Raw genomic sequence first — 20,103 nt, forward strand, 5'->3', positions numbered from 1 at the left:
CTCTTAGTTCACACCCAAGTTGAGGCTCTTGCCCACGAGGGAATCGGAACGGATGGCGAGCTGATCAGCCACCGCCCTGATTTCCTTGGCGGCAGGGGAGTCAGGTGCCTCGAGTACGATGGGTGTGCCGGCATCGCTATTCGAGCGCAGGGCCGGATCCAGCGGCACGGAGGCCAGCAGTGGCACCTCGTGGCCCAGGATGACGCCGAGGCGGTCTGCAACAATCTGGCCGCCGCCTTCACCAAAGACGTCCATGGTGGAGCCGTCCGGCATGACCATGGCGCTCATGTTCTCAATCACGCCGGCCACCCGCTGGCGCGTTTGCTGGGAGATGGAACCGGCGCGTTCGGCCACTTCTGCCGCAGCTGCTTGCGGCGTGGTGACGATGAGCAGCTCTGCATTCGGGATGAGCTGCGCAACGGACAGCGCGACATCGCCGGTACCCGGAGGCAGGTCGAGGAGGAGAACATCGAGATCGCCCCAGAATACGTCCGCCAAGAACTGCTGCAGTGCGCGGTGGAGCATAGGTCCGCGCCAGACGACGGGCGCGTTACCCTCCACGAACTGCCCAATCGAGATGTGCTTAATGCCGTGGGAGATGGGAGGCAGCAGCATTTCATCATCAAGCACGGTGGGGCCGTCGGTCGAGCCGAGCAGGCTGGGCACGGAGTGGCCGTAAATATCGGCATCGACAATGCCCACCTTCAGGCCCTTATCCGCCAGCGCGGCGGCTAGGTTGACGGTCATCGAGGACTTGCCGACGCCACCCTTACCCGACGCCACCGCAAAGACGCGGGTCGTCGAATCGGGCTTCGCAAAAGGAATCTCGGGTTCGGCCTGGCCGCCGCGCAGCTTCTGTTTCAGCTCGCGGCGTTGCTCATCGCTCATCGCGTCCATGGTCACGGTAACCTTGCCAACGCCGTCGATGTCCTCGACCGCGGCGCGGGTATTGGTCTCGATGGTGGACTTCATGGGGCAGCCCGCGATGGTCAGATAAACGCCAACGGTGACGTCGTTTCCTTCGATATCGACCGATTTCACCATATTCAGTTCGGTGATGGGGCGGCCGATTTCTGGATCCTGTACGTGGGAAAGAGCCTCGCGTACGACTGATTCGGTAATAGAGCTAGACATAACTCTTGCCATCTTAGTCACGGCGCTACCTCAGGTAAACACGCTTGCACGGTAGACTCTGTGGGACACTTAAATCCATCCGTTTGTATCGGTGACCTAGCAGAATCAGAAGGAGCACACTCAGTGAAGCGCAGCCCCGCCCGTCGATATGCCCGCGCTACTGTTACCGCGGTGGTAGGCGCTGCATTGCTTGCTGGGTGTTCAGACAAAGTCGATACCAGTCCCGCTGCGGCACAATCCGAGCCGGAACAGGTGCAGATCGTCGTTGACCCTGCAGAAACAGATCAGCTCATCTTGGGCGAGGTATTCCGGCAGTCGCTCTTGGAGGAAGGACGCACAGCCGAGCTGAAGGAAGAAGAAACCTTCAAAACACATGGAGGCAAGGGCAGTTCCCTAAACCCGGAAGGCAACTTTTACGTCGGCTGCACCGGCAACTTTTTAAGCCACTTTAATCCCGGTGAGGCGCGCGATATCTCGGCGGAATATAAAAAGGCAGAAGAAGACAGTGAGCCGGGCGGGGAAGACTTTCTTGCCCGCACCCATATCGCGCTCATGTCTACCTTGCCCACCCAACTTGCTACCGTCGAGCCATCCGGCGCTCACGGTTGTGAGGATGCACAACCAGAGCTGCCAGAAAACTTCGTGGTCATCTATAGCGACAGCCTCTTTGACCGCGAAGAAGAAAAATCCGTCGCCGCGGTCACCAAATTCATCACGCAAAAAGACATCTCTGACATGGTGGAGGCTCTAGAGGATGGCGAAGAGCTGAAGAAGGTCGTCCACGAATGGATGGAAGCCTCCGGACTGGACATTGTCAATGAAGAAAGCGACTCCGGCTCCTCCGGTGGCTCGGATCTGAGCAGTTCTTAAGTAAGCGGCGCGGTCCGTGCTACCCACTTACCGCCCTTCGCGCTCACGGGCAGCCGCCCTTTAACATGCGATCGCCCCCTCCGTGACCGCGAAGGGCGCCCGGCGTCGCCATCAGCTACCGCCCCGCCCTTCGCGCTCACGGGCGCAGCTTGTCGATGCCCCTACCATCTCGCCGGTGAGCGCGAAGGACGAGTAGGTGACCGGTGTGAGGCGAAGGAGGGGAGCTGAAGGTAGGGAGAGCAGGAACGGCGGCGAGGTAGGAGGACCGAGGAGAAGGCAGCAGAAACCATGAAAATGCCCCAGTGAGGAAATAACCTCACTGGGGCATTCAGCGCTGCAGCGCGCTAGGTGCCTTTTCAGCGGTTACACGTGGTTAAACGTCGAAGGCCTCTTCAAGCAGGTTCTTCTGCTCAATCTGGTGTACCTTGGCGTTACCCGTAGCCGTAGAGGACTGGGCGCGGCGGGAGACGCGGACCATTTCCGGCATATCCGGAATGAGGTCGCGCAGGTGCTCGTTGTAGAACGGCCATGGGCCCTGGTTGGCGGGCTCATCCTGTACGAACCGGACCTGGGTGGCGTTCGGGTACATCTCGAATGCCTCGCTTAGGCGGTTGAACGGAATCGGGTGGAGCATTTCCACGCGGACGATGGCGATGTCATCGCGGCCGTCGGCCTCGCGCTTCTTCTCCAAGTCCCAATAGAGCTTGCCGGAGACCAGCATGATGGTCTTGACCTTGTCCGTGTCGCCGACCTTCTTGTTATTGACGTCCACGAAGTGGGGGTCATTGATAACGGAGCGGAACTTCTTGACCTCGGTGAACTCCTCAACGGAGGAGGTAGCGGCCTTGTTGCGCAGCATGGACTTCGGGGTGAAGACGACCAACGGACGCTTCATCTCGCCCAAAGCCTGGCGGCGCAGCAAGTGGAAGTGGTTAGCCGGGGTGGACGGCTGGGCCACGGTCATAGAACCTTCCGCGCACAGCTGCAGGTAGCGCTCGATGCGGGCGGAGGAGTGGTCCGGGCCTTGGCCCTCGTAGCCGTGCGGCAGGAGGAGAACCAGGCTGGACAGCTGGCCCCACTTGGCCTCACCGGAAGACAGGTACTCATCGATGATGGTCTGGGCACCGTTGGCGAAGTCGCCGAACTGAGCCTCCCATGCCACGAGGGCATCGGGGTTACCCACGGTGTAGCCGTATTCGAAGCCCATGCCGGCGAACTCGGTCAGCGCGGAGTTGTAGACCATGAACTTGCCGCCGTTGTCCTTGGACACGGCCAAGGAGTTGAGCGGGTTGTACTCGTTGCTATTGCGGGGATCGAAGGTCACGGCGTGGCGCTGGGTAAAGGTACCGCGGCGGGAATCCTCGCCGGCCAGGCGCACAACCTTGCCCTGGTTAGCCAGGGAACCGAAGGCGAGCAGCTCGCCCCAGCCCCAGTCGATGCCGCCTTCGCGGACAGACTTCGCACGGTCCTTGGCTACCTTGGCCACGCGTTTGTGGTACTCGAAGTCCTCGGGTGGGTTGCCGTAGGCATCGCCAAGCTCGACCATCTCTTCAGCGGTGATGGAGGTATCCAGACCGTGGGTGAGCTCCTGCGAGGAGGTAATACCGGTCTGTTCCTTCGGGCCGGCCTTCTCGGCTTCCTTGTGCTCGGTGAACACGGACTCCATCTGGTCGTGGAAGTCGCGCGCCGCTGCCTCGGCGTCTTCAGCAGACAAGTCGCCACGGCCGATGAGCTCGTTGGTATAGTGCTCGCGCACCGGCTCGTGGTTCTCGATGACCGAGTACAGCTGCGGCTGGGTCATGGATGGGTCATCGGCCTCGTTGTGGCCGCGCAGGCGGTAGACCACGAGGTCAATGAAGACGTCCTTGCCAAACTGGCGGCGGTATTCTGCGGCCATCTGGCCTACCCAGACAACGGCCTCTGGGTCATCACCGTTGACGTGGAAGACCGGGCAGTCAAAGCCCTTGGCCAGGTCGGTGACGTAGTGGGTGGAGCGGCCGGAGTCCGGGGTGGTGGTAAAGCCCACCTGGTTGTTGACCACGATGTGGACGGTACCGCCGTTGGTAAAGCCGCGCAGCTGGGAGAGGTTGATGGTCTCCTGCACGACGCCGAGGCCGGTGAAGGACGCATCGCCGTGGAGCATGACGGGAACGACGGAGTAGCCGTCCTTGCCCTTGTCCAAGATGTCCTGCTTGGCGCGGGCGATGCCCTCCATGACTGGGTCGACGGCCTCGAGGTGGGACGGGTTGGCGGCAAGGGTGACCTTGATTTCGCCATCGCCGAACATCTGCAGGTGCTCGCCCTCGGAGCCCAAGTGGTACTTCACGTCACCAGAGCCGCCGAGCTGGCCGCCCTTGTAGTTGCCGTCGAACTCGCCGAAGATATCTGCCAGCGGCTTGCCGACGATATTGAACAGCACGTTCAGGCGGCCACGGTGCGGCATGCCCATGACGACCTCGTCGAGGCCCTGGCCCGCAGCGGTGTCGATGATGGAATCCAGCAGCGGGATGAGGGTCTCGGCACCCTCGAGGGAGAAGCGCTTTTGGCCCACGTACTTGGTCTGCAGGAAGTTCTCGAATGCCTCGGCGGCGTTGACCTTCTGCAGGATGTACTTCTGCTCGGCATTGGTCGGCTTTGGCATGCCGGCCTCGAGGCGGTCCTGCATCCAGCTGCGCTCGTCGCGGTCCAAGATGTGGGTGTATTCGGAACCGACCTTCAGGGTATAAGCAGCGCGCAGGCGGGAGAGCACCTCACGCAAGGTCATCTGTTCCTTGCCACCGAAGCCGCCGACGTTGAAGACGCGGTCCAGATCCCAGATGGTCAGGCCGTGCGTAGCGATGTCGAGGTCGCGGTGATCGGGGCTAGGCAGGCCGGGCTGGGACCAGCCGAGCGGGTTGACATCGGCAAGCAAGTGCCCGCGGGAGCGGTAGGACTCGATGAGCTGCATGACGCGGGTGTTCTTGTCCACGCCAGAGTTGGGGATGTCCTGAGCCCAGCGGAAGGGCTCATAAGGAACGCCCATGGACTCGAAGAGCTCGTCCCAGAAGGCGTCATCAACGATGAGCTTGCCGATGGTGCGCAGGAACTCGCCGGACTCTGCACCCTGGATGACGCGGTGGTCGTAGGTGGAGGTCAGCGTGACTAGGCGACCGACGCCGAGGTCAGCCAGGCGGTCAGCGGAGGCGCCGGCGAACTCTGCCGGGTAATCCATGGAACCAACGCCGATAATGGAGCCTGCGCCCTTGGTCAGGCGGGCAATGGAGTGGCGGGTGCCGATGCCGCCCGGGTTGGTCAGGTTAATGGTGACCCCTGAGAAGTCATCCATGGTGAGCTTGTTCTTACGGGAACGGGTAACGATGTCTTCGTAAGCCTCAATGAACTCAGCGAAGGACTTGGTCTCGCATTCTTTGATGGCGGCAACCACGAGGGCGCGGGAGCCATCCTTCTGCGGGAGGTCGATTGCCAGGCCCAGGTTGATGTGCTCAGGCTGGACGACGAAGGGTTTGCCGTCCTTTTCCTCGTAGCGCACGTTCATGCCAGGGTGCAGCTGTACGGCCTTGACCATGGCGTAGCCAATAATGTGGGTAAAGGAGATCTTGCCACCGCGGGTGCGCTTCAGGTGGTCATTGATCATGGAGCGGTTTTCCCACATGAGCTTGACCGGCATATCGCGCACGGTGGTAGCGGTAGGAATCTCAAGGGATTCTTCCATGTTCTTAGCAATAGCCTTGAACATGCCCTTGAGCTGGCGCTCGTCGCCGCCCTTATAATCTTCTAGGTTATCCAGCGGAGACTGCGCATTCTTGCCCGCAGAATGCTTTGCCTTCGCGGACTTTTCTTTGGCCCTAGATACAGACTCTTTCACGTTGGTATCGCGGGCCTCTTGCTTGCGGGCGGTGGTAGTGCCTTCGGTCTTCTTGGCCGAGGACTTAGACTCTGCCTGTGCCTTCTTTGGCTGTGGCTTAGATGCTTGAGAAGGAGCCGCAGCTTCTGGCTGCGCCTTGGGCGCGCCGTTTGCTTCGAAATAGTCGCGCCACTCCTTGTCTACGGAGCTAGGATCCTTGGAGTACTGCTGGAACTGCTCGTCTATCAGCCACGCATTCGGGCCGAAGATGCTCGATGTGCTCACGGCAGGTATTCGCCTCATTTCTCTGCTTTAAAATGGTCGTTTATTCGACTTTAGTCCGGACTTTGTACGAGCGCATTTCTCACCCGCCAAAGTGTCTGCCTATATGATACGGGCCAATCCCTCACCTTCACTATGTCAGGGGTAGCGAATTCGCTCTAAACGATCACCACTAACCCGCCTTTGTGTGGGAAAGAGGGGAGAGCTGCTGGCGGGCGTATTCGATGACCTGATTGGCCAGCTTGCGGTTGGCCTTTGTACCGATGACCGCCCCGATGCCCATAGGCATGAGCTTGCCCACCCATGCCCACTTCATGCGCTTGGTGATCTGCTTGGTAAATACCTTGGTCAACCTGCCATTGATGCCAGATAGTGTGGGCCCGGAAAAGCGGGAGAGCGAGGCAACCGAACGCGCCCCCGTGACCGTGCCGAGGTCTCCAACGAAGGTATCGACCACCGCGGAGCCCTTCGAGCCTGTCAATACCACCAGTACGAGGGCGCGGCGACGCTCGGGCGAGGAGATATCGTCGCCGCGCAGGTACGCGGACGCCAGGATGTACCACGCAGCGGCTTCAAGAAAGACTACGGATTCCGCACCAATGGTGGCCGCGCCCGTAAATAGCCCAATGCCGGGCACGGATGCGGAGGCACCAGCGGCCGCGCCCGTGCCGGATGTGATATTGATGAAGTGTTTGTTAATAAAGCCCTGCAATTCTTGGTCAGTGGCTTCTGGGTGGTGCTTCTTTAGGCTCGTGACGTATTTGGAAATAACACCAGATTGCACGGATACGGCGCGGTCCAAGGAATTCAGCAGCGCCTTGGTAAAACGGCCGCTGTGCTCCGGATCGATGTCATATGTGTCAGTAGCTGCTTTATCCGGGGTGGATTTTTTAAATATGGACATGCCTTCTCCCACACCAATCCTTAGTTTGTTGGGGTAGTGGTATCAATTGATTTTTTACCTAGCATAGCCCTGACCTTGAAAGAAGGGGCCGCCAGGTGCGATTCAGATCGCCACCGGCGCGCAACCTACCTAAGGTAGGGAGTATGCCTTACCCGCAGGATGGTCAACGCGACAGTAGGGACTCTTATTCCGAAGAGTCCACCGCTGCCGCGCGCTTGCGGGCCATGCGCGCACACGAGCGCGCCCGTCAGGCCCACGAGCGGGCACAGAATGCCTACGCGGATGAGGTCACCGTGCGCACGACCTCCGGCTGGGTGCGCGGGGTCATCGAAGAAGACCTGCGAGTAGATCGCCCCATTAGCGCCGGGCCGGTGCGCACGTGGCGCGGCATTCCTTTCGGTGCCTCTACGGCCGGCGACAGCCGCTTTCGCGCCCCACGCCCGGCACCGCGTTGGGAGGGCGTGCGCGATTGCAGCCAATTCGGGCCAATTGCCCCACAACCCACGTACTCCTGGACCGACCGCATTGTCGGCTCCGAGGACTGCCTGTACCTCGACATCGTGCGCCCCCGCACGGAGGAAAAGCTGCCCGTGGTGGTGTACCTGCACGGCGGCAGCTTCATCATGGGCTCGTCCCACATGCTCATGCTGCGCGGGTTTGAGCTCGCCACCCGCATGAACGTGGTCTACGTATCCATCAACTTCCGCCTCAACGCCCTGGGATATCTCGATCTGCGCAGCCTCGGCGGCGAGTGCAGCGCCAACCCCGCCGTGGCGGATCAGATTCTGGCCCTGAAATGGGTGCGGGAGAATATCGCTGCCTTTGGCGGCGACCCAGACTCGGTCACCCTCATGGGCGAATCCGCCGGCGGCGCCGCGGTGCTGGCACTGATGACCAGCCCGCCCGCCGAAGGGCTCTTCCACCGCGCCATTGCCCAGTCCCCACCCATTGCGTTGGTGCATTCCCGCGCCCAATCCACCTTGTGGGCCCGCGAACTCGCACGCCGGGTGGGCCTGCCGCGCCGGGTGAGCGTGGATGACCTGCGCCAGGAAGACTGTGCGGATGTGGTGCGCTCCGGCCAATCCATGATGTGGCGCGCCGGCGAGCTACTGCACTTAAACTCCTGCTACGCGCCCACGGTGGACGGCGAGCTATTGCCCGAGCACCCCATCACCGCCTTTGAGCAGGGCCACCAGCACAAAATCCCGCTGCTGATAGGCACGAATTCGGACGAAGCCAGCTTTGGCAAGTTCCTCTTTCAGCGCCAAAGCGCCCGAGAGCGCGCCGCCCTGCGGCTCTTGGCCTCCTACGATCCCCACCACGCCCCCGAGGTCGTCGCCGCCTACCGCGGTGCGGTCCGCCGGGAAGATTTTGCGCACTTGCTTGCCGATGCCCTCTTCTGGGCACCTTCCACCCGCATCGCCAGCGCCCACTCTGAAGTGGCCGATACGTGGATGTACCGCTTCGACTTCGCCTCTGCCGTCTTGAAGTGGCTGGGCTTAGGCGCCATGCACTCGATGGAATTGGGCAATGTCTTTGGTGATCCCCGATCCTCGCGCGCCTCCTTGCTAACTGGCTGGGGCTCGCGGGCTGAGATGGAGGAATTGACCTCCACCATGCAGGAGCACTGGGCCGCGTTCATCCACGGCGGCAGCCCGAAGGCGCAGTGGCCGCGCTATGAGGGCGGTGAGCGCGCGACCATGATCTTTGATGAACAGGCCTATATCGTGCACGCCCCCAATGACGGTCGCCGCAAGGCGTGGGAGGATTACCACATGGTGGAGTGGGGAAGTGGGCGCCCAGAGCTGGTGCGCTCCCTTGGTTTCCAACCACACCGGCGGGATTAGCGGTAGAATCCAGGGTGACCGCGGGCGGCGTCTTGCCCACCGCGGGGACCTCTGCTTCCGAAGGATGGATTTTTCACCACCATGAGCTTTTTCGAAGATATCGCTTCCGCATTGGACGCCGAGGGCATTGAGTCCCGCGTCAACGAAGACGTCATGTTCGTTCCAATCACCTCTGATTTGGAAATCCAGTTTGTTGAAATCGATCCTCTCTTGCCGGCGGCCAATGTGTACATCGCTGCCGCGGATGTGGATGAAGACGATGAAGAATTCGAGGCCGTCTTGGTCTCCGTCGCCTTTTCCGTCGACGACGCCGTAGAGGCCGTCTCCCGCCACATCGCCACCGACCAGGTTGTTACCGTCCTCCGGGACCTCTTGGAAGGCACCGATGAGCGCATCGCGGAATTGGAGTTTGACCAGGATGAACTCAACCCGCACCTGGTGGTCGCGGAAGTAGGCAACGATTCTGAGCTGCGCGTATTGGTAGAAACCATCGACGGCGTGCCCTCTGCCATCGTGCGCTTCTTGGCCTTCGACTTCGATGAAGAAGACATGGAAGAGCTCGAGGATGAGGCCGTGACGGAGCTGTGGCAGGTGGACGAGGAAGGCGAGGACCTCGATGAAAACGAGCGCCTTGCCCTCTTTGACAACACTGACTCCGATGACATCCCCATCGTGGAAGTCCCCGCTGAGGCCCTGGAACTGGGCACCTACACCGATTTCGACCGCCTCTTTGACGTGCTCGGATTGGTCTCGGAGCAGGCCCTGGACTGGGAAGCCCAGCTCGTCAACTTCGATGAGGACGATTTCGAAGAACCAGACGTCTACGACATCTTCTGCGAAGACGCCGATGATGACGCGGACGAGGCCCTTGAGTTCTTCGATACCTTCACCGAAGACGACGACGCTGACGCTGACGACGAGGGCGACAACAACTAAGCCCCTAAGCCGCTTGCTGGAATCCCGCGAAAAGGGATTCCGGAGAGCGTACGGGCTTAAAGGCGCTATCCACCAGCCACACGTAGGTGGCATTGGGTCCACGGGAAATCTCGTGGACGGCGCCAGCTAACTCGGCGGGGACAAGCGTGCGCACCCATCCTTCCGCCGTGGCGGGATCGACTATCTGCCCAAAGTTATCGGTGATGCGAATGGTGATGAGGTAGGCGGGGATGCGGCTTTCGCCGAACCCGCGGATCCGCGCCTTTACTCGTGCTCCCACGCGGTGGCGGGTAATGCTCATGCTGTAGTCCGCGCCGCCTGGTGTGGGTGGCAGTTGCTTTATGGGCGGGCGCCACGTCGGGGTGGGGCGAGCCAAGGACCGCGGGTGGTGCATGATGGCGGAAATTGAGCTGACGGTCTCATAGTGGTGATAGGCCAAGTCGGCGGCGATTTCCGTAGCCGTGGCGCTGGGCTGACTGGGTACTGTGTGCGAAAAGTTCTTATCTACGTTGTGCATGGCCCTTACTCTAAACCGCAAGGCCGACACGAGTTCGAACAATACAAACACAAGTTCGAAAAGGTAGCTTAAATAGATTTCAGACCTTCAAAGGCATAAGGTTGCACGTGCTATGAAGAGTGCTAATGCCGAACCGGCGCCCTACGAAAAGCCCAAGGTGCCGCGGGAAATCTGGGTAATGGTAACGGCGGCGTTCATTATCGCCTTAGGTTATGGCCTTATCGCACCGCTTTTGCCGCAGTTCGTGGTCAGCTTCGATGTCTCGATGGCCGCCGCCGGCCTGGTGGTCTCTATCTTCGCCGCCTCCCGGCTGATCTTCGCGCCCGTGTCTGGCTCGTTGGTAGACCGCGTCGGCTCGCGCCGCGTCTACCTGGTGGGCCTGATGACCGTTGCCGTGACCACGGGCTTGGTCGCCATTGCCCAAGAGTATTGGCACATCGTGGTGTTGCGCGCCCTGGCAGGTCTTGGCTCGACCATGTTTACTGTCTCCGCGATGGGCCTTATCGTGCGCCTGTCTCCACCGTCGATTCGCGGTAAGTGCTCCGCCACCTATGCCACGGCATTCCTGCTGGGCAATGTCGCCGGCCCAGTGCTCGGCGCCAGCCTGTCCTTCCTGGGCTTTCGCTGGCCATTTTTCATCTACGGCATTGGCGTGATGCTTGCTGCGTTCGTTGTCTGGTGGCAGATGCCGCGGGTCAACCACTCCCAATCCACTACGTCGGACCTGCCTCCCATGCGCCTGCAGGAGGCCTGGGGTGATACCGCTTTCCGCGCGGTGCTGACCTCCAACTTCGCCCACGGTTGGATCAATATGGGCGTACGCGTGTCCGTCCTGCCGCTTTTCGCCGCCGCGATTTTCCATAATGGCGCCGCAGCCTCGGGCCTAGCCCTCGCCGCCTTCGCCGCAGGCAATGCGATTATTCTTCAGTTCTCCGGCCGGTGGTCCGATCTCCATGGCCGCAAGCCGCTTATCTTGATTGGCTTGGTCGGCTCCGCCATCTTCATGGTGCTAATGGGCCTGGCCACCAGCGTGTGGTTCCTCTTGCTCGTATCCGCCCTTGCGGGTGCAGCATCGGGCCTAATCAATCCTTCCCAGACCGCCGCGGTGGCAGACATCGTGGGCAACGAGCGCTCCGGCGGCAAGGTATTGTCCGCCTTCCAGATGGCAGGAGACCTCGGCCAGATCGTGGGACCCATGCTCATTGGGCTGCTTGCCGATGTCTATGGCTTCCCCACAGCCTTCACCGTCTGCGGTGCCATTGCCATCTTCGGCATTATCGCCTGGCTCTTCGGCCGCGAACCCCGCCAGGAGTCCACGGTGGAAGTAGAGCGAATGCCGAAAAAATAGTTGACGGCAACCGCTCAGTGCCGGCTAAGTTATGCGCGTGTGGATGACTTAAACGCGCGCTTTCTTGATGCGGTTAATAACGCTTTGATTATTTGGGTACGGCTTCATAATGCAGACGTAGTTGTAGGCCGCGCCTGGTGGATGGAAGAAAATACTTGGGTGCTTCGCCGGCTTGAGGACGGTACACGCCGGCGCATCCCTCTCTACGAGGTCGAGAGCTTAAGGGTGATCGGCGCGTACCTTGAAGATTACGAGCAACAGGGCTAGAAGAGCCCTGCGACCTGGGACACGCACAGGTAGACAAAGGCCGCAGAAATGATGCCCATCAGGGTGTTGATGAACCAGCCATTGCGCCATTTTTTCGGGGTGTGCTTGGTATTCAGCAGAACCAAGAGAGTAAGTCCCAGGAAGGGCATGAAGAATGCGCCCAAGACGCCGTAGCCAATGATCAACCCGGTGGGCTTGCCCAGCAGCAGGAGCAGCATCGGTGGGAAGGTCAACCAGATGAGGTAAGCGCGGTAGTACTTACCGCCCGTGCTGGTGCTGGGGTGGCCTTGTGGGAGGTTCTTCAGGTGCCCAACGTAGTCCGCAAACATGAGGGACACACCGTTCCACACGCCCAAGCAGGAAGAGAATGCGGCAGCGAAGAATCCGACGATGAACCACTTAGAAATAAAGGTTCCGTAGCGAGCCTCCAGCACGTCCGCCATGTCCACCAAGCCCTGGTCGTTATCGGAGACAGCGACATTAGCGCTGTACAAAAGCTCGGCACCAAGGACCAGCGTAGCTAGGACGAAGATACCGGTGACGGCATAGGCCACCGAGTTGTCCATGCGCATGACCTTCATCCACTTGGGCGTGAACCACTTCTTTTCTCGCAGCCAGTAGCCATAGGCAGCAAGGGTAATAGTGCCGCCGACACCGCCGGCGATGGAGAGCACGTAGACGAAAGACCCATCCGGGATGGTGGGGACGAGGCCGCGCAGAATCTCTGGCAAATTAGGCGCTGTAATTGCGGCGATGCCCACCACAGTGACGAACATGATGCCAACTAATACGGCGGCAAGCTTTTCAAAGAGCTGGTATTGACCCAACCACGTAAGCGCAAAGCACAATACGCCGGTCAGGATAGCCCACATGGTCAAGCTTGTCCCGGGGAAGAGTGCGCTCAATGCCAAGCCGGTGCCGGACATGGCGGCGGCGCCATATACCAATCCCCAGATGACGATGTAGGGCGCGAAGTACCACGAGGTCCAGCGCCCTAGTTCCCGCCAGCCGTGGAACATGGTGTTTCCGGTGGCCAAGCTATAGCGGCCGACGCCTTCCACCAGCACGATTTTCATAATCGTACCGACGATGACGGCCCACAACAGTGCGTAACCGTAGCGCTGGCCGGCAATCATGGTTGCCACCAGGTCGGCGGCACCGACGCCGGTAGCTGCGGCGACCAAACCCGGACCAACGAGGGTCCATTTCACCTTTGCTTGTGGCTCAGAGTTGTGTGTCTGTTGGCCTTCGGCGGATGTTACGCCGGTGTGGTTATCTGAATGGCTCATGACACTTCCTTAAGTGGCTATGGTGTGAATCACTTAAGAGAAATGTATCACTCTTGACTGGTAGAGTGCAGCCCAATTATTCAACCATGCGTGCTAAGCGACGGTCCGGCCAGCAGCGTACAGCGCCTTTGGCATGGTTCTTTGCAGCTTCCATTGGAACTGAATGGGCTTTTCACCGTGGTGGGAAACATAATCCACAGCACCCAAAAATGTATAGGCGCTCGCGGTGCCCACTGAGTTCTTCTTAGTAAAGCGAGAGGCGATAAGAATCTTCCCGCCGAGCTCATCATGCCGAATATAACGACGTGCGGCCTTCGATTTTAGAGTTGTTGTCGATTGCGATTCCCAGTGGAGGAGATCCGGTGAAATCGGGTAGTCCCGGTAATTCGTGGTGGCGCTAACTTGATCGTCTTTTTGGAAAGTCACCAAGAATAAGTCCATGTTCATCTCGGGGAAGTATTTCACTCCCTCGCGCGGAAGGCTGACCAGTTTTTCTAATTCGCCAGTTTGCAAGGCGCCGACTAACTCTGCCAGAGAGTAGTCTGCGTGAGTTTCCAGAACGGTGTCGTCACTAGGCTGCGGGATAATGCGCGAAGCATCGTTTTGTAGCCGCATGACGTGTTCAAGTTCCCAAATAACTCGCGGGTGCTCTCGCAATATCCCCAGCGCTTGGTCAAAAGAAGACGGGCTGGGTGCATTGGAATTAGCCCAAAAGCCCAAGACCAGCATTCGTGCAAAGGCTTGATCAGTGGGCGACATATCGCCGAATTGCGAAGTGGAGGATTTTAGGATTCGAAGATAAGCCTCAATGCGTGTCGCATCATTGACGTGGAGGAAAACTTTAATCCGGTTGAGTAAGAAGCTTTCCATCTCATCGTCACGTGGCTCGAGGAGGCCTTCCTCGCGCAGGAGGCGGGTCCAGGAGTATTTGTTGGGGCGATAAATATCCTCCAATTCGAGGTTTGCCTCGTCGAGGAATTCTTTGAGATCGGTAGTTCGCAATTCCGCCACCAGCGCACGCACTTTCCGCAAGTTGCTCCGTGTCGTCTTCTTTACGTTGTTGAGGACCTGTTCCGTCGTCGATTCATCGAATTGGATGTGCGTTCCCGGCGGCGTGGTGGGAAAGCCCTGCTCTATCTCGGTGAGTAGATGTTTCCCGCGTTTTCTCGTTAATGCATTGAATTTACGCTCAAAATCGTATTCAACATGCTGTTGGCCAATGAAATCGAATACGGTACAAGAATCCTTTCCGGGAGCAAGGCGAAGACCGCGGCCAAGTTGCTGTAGGAAGATAACCGGGCTTTGGGTTGGCCGGAGCAAGAGCAGTGTATTGACCGCTGGGATGTCGACGCCCTCATTGAAAATATCAACGGAAAAGAGAGCCTTGATGGCGCCGCTTTCGAGTTGTTGAATGGCTTCTGCGCGTTCAGAAGAAGTTAATTTGCTCGTTACGGCCTGGGCTGGAATTCCAAAGTGCTGAAATTGCTGGGCCATATGCTCTGCGTGGGCAATGGAGACGCAAAAGCCGATCGCCTTCATTTCAGAAAGATCGAAAATCCGTTTATCCAGTTCATTAAGAATAAAGCGCGTCCGTTTTTCACCAGACTTGATATAAAACTCTGACAACTCGTTGGTGTTGTAATCTTTCTTGCCCCTGTTCCACGTAAGCGAAGAAAGATCCGTACCGTCTGCAATTCCGTAATAATGCATGGGAACCAAAAGTTGCAGGCGCAAAGCATCCCAGAGGCGAAGCTCATGGGCAATGCGGTAGTCAAAGTACTGTTGGACATTTTTGCCATCGCCGCGCTCAGGTGTTGCGGTCAGCCCAAGTAATTCGTCTGGTTCAAAATGGCTAAGAAGCGCGTTATATGTTGGAGCTTCTGCATGGTGGAATTCGTCGATGACCACCACATCGAATTGATCCGGCGCGAGCTTTTCTAAGCGAGTGGAATTGAGCGACTGAACGCTCGCAAATACGAAGTCCCAGCGCCGGGGCTCGGTGCCATCGACAAGCAACTCGCCAAAGTTGGCATCCTTGAGCACCTCGCGGTACGTACGCCGCGCTTGGTGAAGAATTTCTTTGCGGTGTGCGACGAAGAGCAAACGTGGGCGACGCTTCCACTGCCGGCAAAGATTGAGGTAATCCAGGGCAGCTACGACGGTCTTGCCGGTGCCTGTCGCCGCAACGAGTAGGTTTTTGTGGCGATCCTTTACCTCACGTTCGGACCGCAGCGCCTCGAGCATCTCTTCTTGATAAGGATAGGGAGTAACTTCTAGGCCAGAAAGCTCTAATTGGCGCAAAGCTTGTGGGGACTCCGTGCCTTTTGCAATGCGCAGGGATTCCTGCAGGCGATCCATATCCCTGGCGGGGTCAAAAGTCTTGAAGTGGCTATCGTGCCAGTAGCTGTCGAAAGTCTTTATGAATTTTTCGATGACCTCAGGCGTCGCCGTAGCAGAGCCGCGCACGTTCCATTCCCAGCCATCGATAAGAGCAGACCTCGAAAGGTTCGAGCTTCCAATAAAAGCGGTGTCGAAGCCAGAATCCCGTCGGAATAGCCATGCTTTGGCGTGCAGGCGTGTGGATTTATGCTCATAGCAAATCTTTACATCGGCGCGATATTTTTCTACCAGGCGTTTAAGAGCCGCCGCATCGGAAGCCCCACAGTAAGTAGAGGTCAATAGGCGGAATGGAATCTGGTTGTCGCGCAGGAACTGCAATTGCTGGTCAAGGACACTGATTCCGGAGCTTTTGATGAAGGCACACAATAAGTCGACGGAATCGGCTGTCTTTATCTCCCGCTCAACCTCGCTGGTCAGGCTGGTCTCGCCCTGGGCATTAGTAAAAAGCGCGCTCTTAGTCAGCGATACATCCGGAAGCAGCGGAGGCTCGGCTAAAGAAGTGTTGTAGACGGCGTAGAGGAGTTGCTCGGTATCAATATCTTCGTCCTCGCCAAGCATTCCAGCGATTGTATTGATAAGGGCTACTCGGTCTGCTGAGGATTTGAGCCCCATGAGGCGTTGCTCTAGTAAATCGCCGATGTGTTGAGACATGGCCGAGGTATAGCGCCCGCGAGCGCTATCATCTGTGCCGTTTCCTACCCCGAATCCCGCCGATGGGTGTCGGCTTTGCGTTTCCTCCATTCGCTCACGAATGCGCGAGGTCACCGGGGTTTCGTAAACGCCGAAGGGGAGCGAGGAATCCAAGGAATGACTCATAGCTACAAGATTCTAAGGGCAAAGTTTTTCCACGGCTGGAATATCTGCTGGCGCCCAGGTCAGCTCCATTGCTTCTGCGGGGGTAACCCACCTGGTTGCGTCATGATCGCTCAGGCGAAGCTCGCCGCTGGTGAGCGTGCAATAAAAGGTGGTTAGTTCGATGGTGGCAAAGTCGTACTCGTAGATGGTCGTCGTGAGTTTGCTGCCTACGCGGGCAGTAAGGTTGAGTTCCTCGCGAATTTCGCGGGCTAAAGCCTGTTCGGGTGATTCTCCCGGTTCGATTTTTCCGCCCGGAAATTCCCAATGTCCTTCTAGGGGTTTTCCGGGTTTCTTGCGGCAGGCGAGGAAGCGATCGCCATCGTGAAAGACGGCGCCGACGACGCGGATGGGGTTAGACATAGTCCCATTGTGCCTTGAGCTAAGAAACGCTAGACAAGAAGATGTAATTTAGCTAACATAATCGCAATGTTCGCGTCAGGCTGTCGCGCGGGCTTGATCATCATGCAAGCTTGAGGGGCGGTCTATCGTGACTTCTACTGATTCAGTTAATTCCTCCATCCAGAGCCATGACGGGGAAGTCCCGCGGCCTGAGGGACGGTGGAAACTCTTTGTTTATAGCGCCATTGGCGCGTTCGTGTTCTTCTTTCCTGTGACGTATAAGGAAAAGAACTCCATTCCTTTGGACCACATGGTCACCATCGTGCGCGATAGCATTCCGGCGGTGGTGCCGTGGCTTATTTTTGCGCTCGCCGTGTATGGCACGGTCCGTAGCTTTAGCACTGGGGCGTTTAAGCAAAGTGCGCTGCAGGCGGTCTTTGCGGTCCTCAATATCGCCGGTGCGGTCATTTCCTTCCTCATGGTCATTGACGCGCTGCCGTGGGTATTGGGCGATGAGGACTTGGTTCCCTTCTTGTGGAACTCCATTGCCACACCGGTGGGGCTTATCGTGCCCATCGGCGGTACCTTCCTGGCATTTCTCATTGGCTTTGGGCTCTTGGAATTTGTTGGGGTGCTGATGCAACCCATCATGCGTCCGCTGTGGAAGACGCCGGGGCGCTCCGCCATCGATGCGGTGGCATCCTTTGTCGGGTCGTATTCGCTGGGCATCTTGGTCACGGACCGTGTCTATCAAAAGGGCGGTTATACCGGCAGAGAGGCTGCAGTTATTGCCACGGGGTTTTCCACGGTATCGGCGGCGTTTATGGTCATCGTGGCCAAGCAACTGGATTTGATGAATATCTGGGGCACCTATTTCGCCGTCACGCTGCTGGTGACGTTCCTGGTTACGGCCATTACCGTGCGCATCCCGCCGCTGCGGACGATTCCGGATGAATACTGCGCGGGTGTAGAGCCTGACCCAGAAAAGCCGGTGGAAGGATCGCGTTTTAAGAATGCGTGGCGCGAAGCGATGCTGGCTTTGCAGCGCGCGCCGTCGCTGCCGCAGGCCATTTGGGATAACCTGCGCGATGGCGTGCGCATGGCCGCGGCCATCGTGCCGTCCATCATGTCGGTGGGCCTTATTGGCTTGCTGCTTGCGCGGTTTACCCCGATCTTTGAATGGATTGGGTACCTGTTTTATCCCTTTGCTTGGATAGTGCAGCTGCCGGAGCCGGCACTTGGCGGCAAGGCCGCGGCGATGGGCATTGCGGAGATGTTCCTACCCGCCACAGCGGTGGCCGACAGCGATTCCATGGTGCTGAAATTCGTCATCGGGGTCGTGGCGGTCTCTGCCATCATCTTCTTCTCCGCCCTGGTGCCGTGCATTTTGGCCACCAAGATTCCGGTGAAGCTATCTCACCTGGTCATCATCTGGTTTGAGCGGGTGGCCCTCACCATCGTGATTGCGACCCCGATTGCGCACCTGCTGTTTTGAGGTTTATTGCCCGCTTACCGCAGTGAGGTGAGCGTTAACGATGTCATCGATAAGCCGTGCCGCTGCCTTGGCGGTGCGGTTGTCTATGTCGAAGGTGGGGTTGAGCTCGACGACATCGACAAGCGCGAGCTTGCCCGTCGCGGCGATGGCGACCGCCAGGGCGCGGATGCGCTCGTAGGCAACGCCGAGGCTGGCCGGAGCGGATACACCCGGCGCGGTGGAGGCGGGAAGGACATCCAGGTCGATGGAGAGGTGGACCTTGTCCGCAGCGGCGGTGGCCTGGGTGGCGAGCGCGCCGCATTCGGCCGGGGTGAGGTTCACCAGCTCCTCATCCAGGGTGTAGTTGACGCCGAGCTTATCGGCATCGTTGAAGAGCACCGCGGTGTTATTGGGGCGGGAAATACCGAAGACGGTGTACTCAAAGTCATCGGTGAGCTGGGAAATCTGGGTAAAGGGCGTGCCGGAGGTGGCGTGGTCCGCGTGGCGGAGATCGAAGTGGGCATCCAGGTTGATGATCGGGGTGGCACCGCGCGCGCGGAACAGGCCGCGGTGGGAGCCGAAGGCGGTTTCGTGCCCGCCGCCCAAGATAATCGGCAGGGTAGCGCTGCGGACGAGTTCTTCGACCTTGTCAGATAGGGCCTCGTGGGCGCCGTCGAGATCGTCGGCTTGGGTGGTGATGGTTCCGGCATCGGCAAGCGCATGGCCGTGGTGAACCGCGAGGGATCCGAGGGCTGTGCGCAGGGCGGCGGGGCCGGCGGCAGCACCTTGGCGGCCGCCGTTGCGCAGCACGCCCTCATCGGAGGCAAACCCCAGCAGGGTTACGGGCGCGGATTCGGCTTGGTTGATAACGCTATGCCAGCGCGCGTGCTCGGGGCCGGGACCATCGGAGCGGCCGGACCACTCGGGGGCGGGAGTAAAAAGTGGGGCTGATTCGGTATTCATAGTGCCGATACTAGAAGCGTGCGGTGAGTTTGTCTGGCAGTAGCGGAATATAATTGGGCGCTGTGAGTGCTAATCGAGTCCCCGCTGCGCGCCATGCCCTGGACATCCTCAAGCTGCTATCGACTATCGATGTCCCGATTTCCGCCGCCCGCATCCAAGGCGAGCTCGGCCTGCCGCGCTCGACCACGTACCACCTGCTCGCGGAGATGGTCGATGCCGGCTTCGTTGCCCACCTGCCCGAGCACAAGACCTACGGCCTGGGGCTGGCCGCGTATTCGATGGCCTCTGCCTATGTAACCCAGCAGCCGCTAGTGCGCATGGCAACGCGCGACCTGGAGGAATGCGCGCGGCTGGTAGGTGGATCTGGGCACCTTTCGCGTATGGCGGGCTCGGAGATTTTATACCTGCAGGAGGTCCGCGCGCCGGGCGCGACCTCGTTGGTTACGGAGGTCGGGGTGCGCCTGCAGGCGCATAAGACGGCCTCGGGCAGGGTGATGCTGGCGCACCTGCCGGAATCCGAGGTCAAGGCCGCCTTTGATACCGCGGGCGGGGAAAATTTTGGTTTCCTCAAAGAGCAGCTGCACCTGGCCCGTGCGCGCGGGTGGGATCAGGAGGTGGAAGAAATCTCGCGGGGCCAGGCCTCGGTGGCGGTGCCCATCCTGGACCACTTGGAGCGGCCTGCGGCGGCCATTGCGGTGACCTATCCCGTGTCCACGCCGGCGGATAGGGTAGAGGAGCTCATTGCGGCGCTGCGCCAGGCCGCGGAGAAAGTTGCGGGGAAAATGTATCGCCAGCGCGAAAAGTGAGGTACCATGCGGGCTAGCGCGTTAGGCT

Annotated in this window: 15 protein-coding genes; 7 read left to right on the forward strand and 8 right to left on the reverse strand. The window is 59.2% G+C overall.

What is annotated here, in order from left to right; translation table 11 throughout:
- Positions 1-3: 3 nt before the first annotated feature.
- Positions 4-1,134, reverse strand: a complete 1,131-nt coding sequence (locus QP970_RS07040; RefSeq protein ID WP_239267868.1) for an Mrp/NBP35 family ATP-binding protein — start codon at positions 1,132-1,134, stop codon at positions 4-6.
- A gap of 123 nt (positions 1,135-1,257) precedes the next feature.
- Here QP970_RS07040 and QP970_RS07045 point away from each other — a divergent pair, with 123 nt between their 5' ends.
- The gene (locus QP970_RS07045) at positions 1,258-2,004 is read left to right on the forward strand and encodes a hypothetical protein (protein ID WP_239267866.1); all 747 of its coding nucleotides are present in this window, start codon (positions 1,258-1,260) and stop codon (positions 2,002-2,004) included.
- A 373-nt stretch (positions 2,005-2,377) separates the two neighbouring features.
- Here QP970_RS07045 and QP970_RS07050 read toward each other — a convergent pair whose 3' ends face one another.
- Both QP970_RS07050 and QP970_RS07055 read right to left on the reverse strand, forming a co-directional pair.
- Positions 2,378-6,133, reverse strand: coding sequence for a multifunctional oxoglutarate decarboxylase/oxoglutarate dehydrogenase thiamine pyrophosphate-binding subunit/dihydrolipoyllysine-residue succinyltransferase subunit (locus QP970_RS07050; RefSeq protein ID WP_411697121.1), 3,756 nt, complete (start codon positions 6,131-6,133; stop codon positions 2,378-2,380).
- Between the two features lie 169 nt (positions 6,134-6,302).
- Complete coding sequence (locus tag QP970_RS07055; RefSeq protein ID WP_239267862.1) at positions 6,303-7,034, reverse strand: EcsC family protein; 732 nt, start codon at positions 7,032-7,034, stop codon at positions 6,303-6,305.
- A gap of 143 nt (positions 7,035-7,177) precedes the next feature.
- On the opposite strand from QP970_RS07055, the gene QP970_RS07060 reads away from it, so the two are divergent.
- Positions 7,178-8,881 (forward strand): carboxylesterase/lipase family protein, encoded by a 1,704-nt coding sequence (locus QP970_RS07060; RefSeq protein ID WP_239267860.1) that lies wholly within the window; start codon positions 7,178-7,180, stop codon positions 8,879-8,881.
- An 81-nt stretch (positions 8,882-8,962) separates the two neighbouring features.
- The gene (locus QP970_RS07065) at positions 8,963-9,817 is read left to right on the forward strand and encodes a DNA primase (RefSeq protein ID WP_239267859.1); all 855 of its coding nucleotides are present in this window, start codon (positions 8,963-8,965) and stop codon (positions 9,815-9,817) included.
- Between the two features lie 4 nt (positions 9,818-9,821).
- Here QP970_RS07065 and QP970_RS07070 read toward each other — a convergent pair whose 3' ends face one another.
- Positions 9,822-10,334: a hypothetical protein gene (locus QP970_RS07070; RefSeq protein ID WP_239275302.1), complete on the reverse strand. Its 513-nt coding sequence runs from the start codon at positions 10,332-10,334 to the stop codon at positions 9,822-9,824.
- Between the two features lie 112 nt (positions 10,335-10,446).
- Here QP970_RS07070 and QP970_RS07075 point away from each other — a divergent pair, with 112 nt between their 5' ends.
- Both QP970_RS07075 and QP970_RS07080 read left to right on the forward strand, forming a co-directional pair.
- The gene (locus QP970_RS07075) at positions 10,447-11,682 is read left to right on the forward strand and encodes an MFS transporter (protein ID WP_239267855.1); all 1,236 of its coding nucleotides are present in this window, start codon (positions 10,447-10,449) and stop codon (positions 11,680-11,682) included.
- Between the two features lie 39 nt (positions 11,683-11,721).
- Positions 11,722-11,949 carry a hypothetical protein gene (locus QP970_RS07080; protein ID WP_239267853.1) on the forward strand — a complete coding sequence of 76 codons (228 nt, stop codon included), beginning with the start codon at positions 11,722-11,724 and terminating at the stop codon, positions 11,947-11,949.
- Here the strand turns inward: QP970_RS07080 and QP970_RS07085 are convergent.
- The 3 genes from QP970_RS07085 to QP970_RS07095 form a co-directional block, all read right to left on the reverse strand.
- Positions 11,946-13,238 (reverse strand): Nramp family divalent metal transporter, encoded by a 1,293-nt coding sequence (locus QP970_RS07085; protein ID WP_239267851.1) that lies wholly within the window; start codon positions 13,236-13,238, stop codon positions 11,946-11,948. The two genes, QP970_RS07080 and QP970_RS07085, sit on opposite strands and share 4 nt — an antisense overlap.
- A 93-nt stretch (positions 13,239-13,331) precedes the next feature.
- On the reverse strand, positions 13,332-16,454 hold the full coding sequence (locus tag QP970_RS07090; protein ID WP_239267849.1) for a DUF3427 domain-containing protein: 3,123 nt from the start codon (positions 16,452-16,454) through the stop codon (positions 13,332-13,334).
- A gap of 12 nt (positions 16,455-16,466) precedes the next feature.
- Positions 16,467-16,853 carry a (deoxy)nucleoside triphosphate pyrophosphohydrolase gene (locus QP970_RS07095; RefSeq protein WP_239267847.1) on the reverse strand — a complete coding sequence of 129 codons (387 nt, stop codon included), beginning with the start codon at positions 16,851-16,853 and terminating at the stop codon, positions 16,467-16,469.
- A gap of 127 nt (positions 16,854-16,980) precedes the next feature.
- Between QP970_RS07095 and QP970_RS07100 the strand changes: the two genes are divergently transcribed.
- Positions 16,981-18,327 carry a YjiH family protein gene (locus QP970_RS07100; protein WP_239267845.1) on the forward strand — a complete coding sequence of 449 codons (1,347 nt, stop codon included), beginning with the start codon at positions 16,981-16,983 and terminating at the stop codon, positions 18,325-18,327.
- A 3-nt stretch (positions 18,328-18,330) separates the two neighbouring features.
- On the opposite strand, the gene hutG is transcribed toward QP970_RS07100, so the two are convergent.
- Positions 18,331-19,269 carry a formimidoylglutamase gene (gene hutG, locus QP970_RS07105; protein WP_239267843.1) on the reverse strand — a complete coding sequence of 313 codons (939 nt, stop codon included), beginning with the start codon at positions 19,267-19,269 and terminating at the stop codon, positions 18,331-18,333.
- 62 nt (positions 19,270-19,331) lie between these two features.
- Here hutG and QP970_RS07110 point away from each other — a divergent pair, with 62 nt between their 5' ends.
- Positions 19,332-20,075, forward strand: a complete 744-nt coding sequence (locus tag QP970_RS07110; protein ID WP_239267841.1) for an IclR family transcriptional regulator — start codon at positions 19,332-19,334, stop codon at positions 20,073-20,075.
- The last annotated feature ends 28 nt before the right edge of the window (positions 20,076-20,103 follow it).

Origin of the sequence: Corynebacterium sp. MSK073 (genome assembly GCF_030232085.1) — a bacterium.
In the GTDB taxonomy this organism is placed as follows: Bacteria; Actinomycetota; Actinomycetes; order Mycobacteriales; family Mycobacteriaceae; genus Corynebacterium.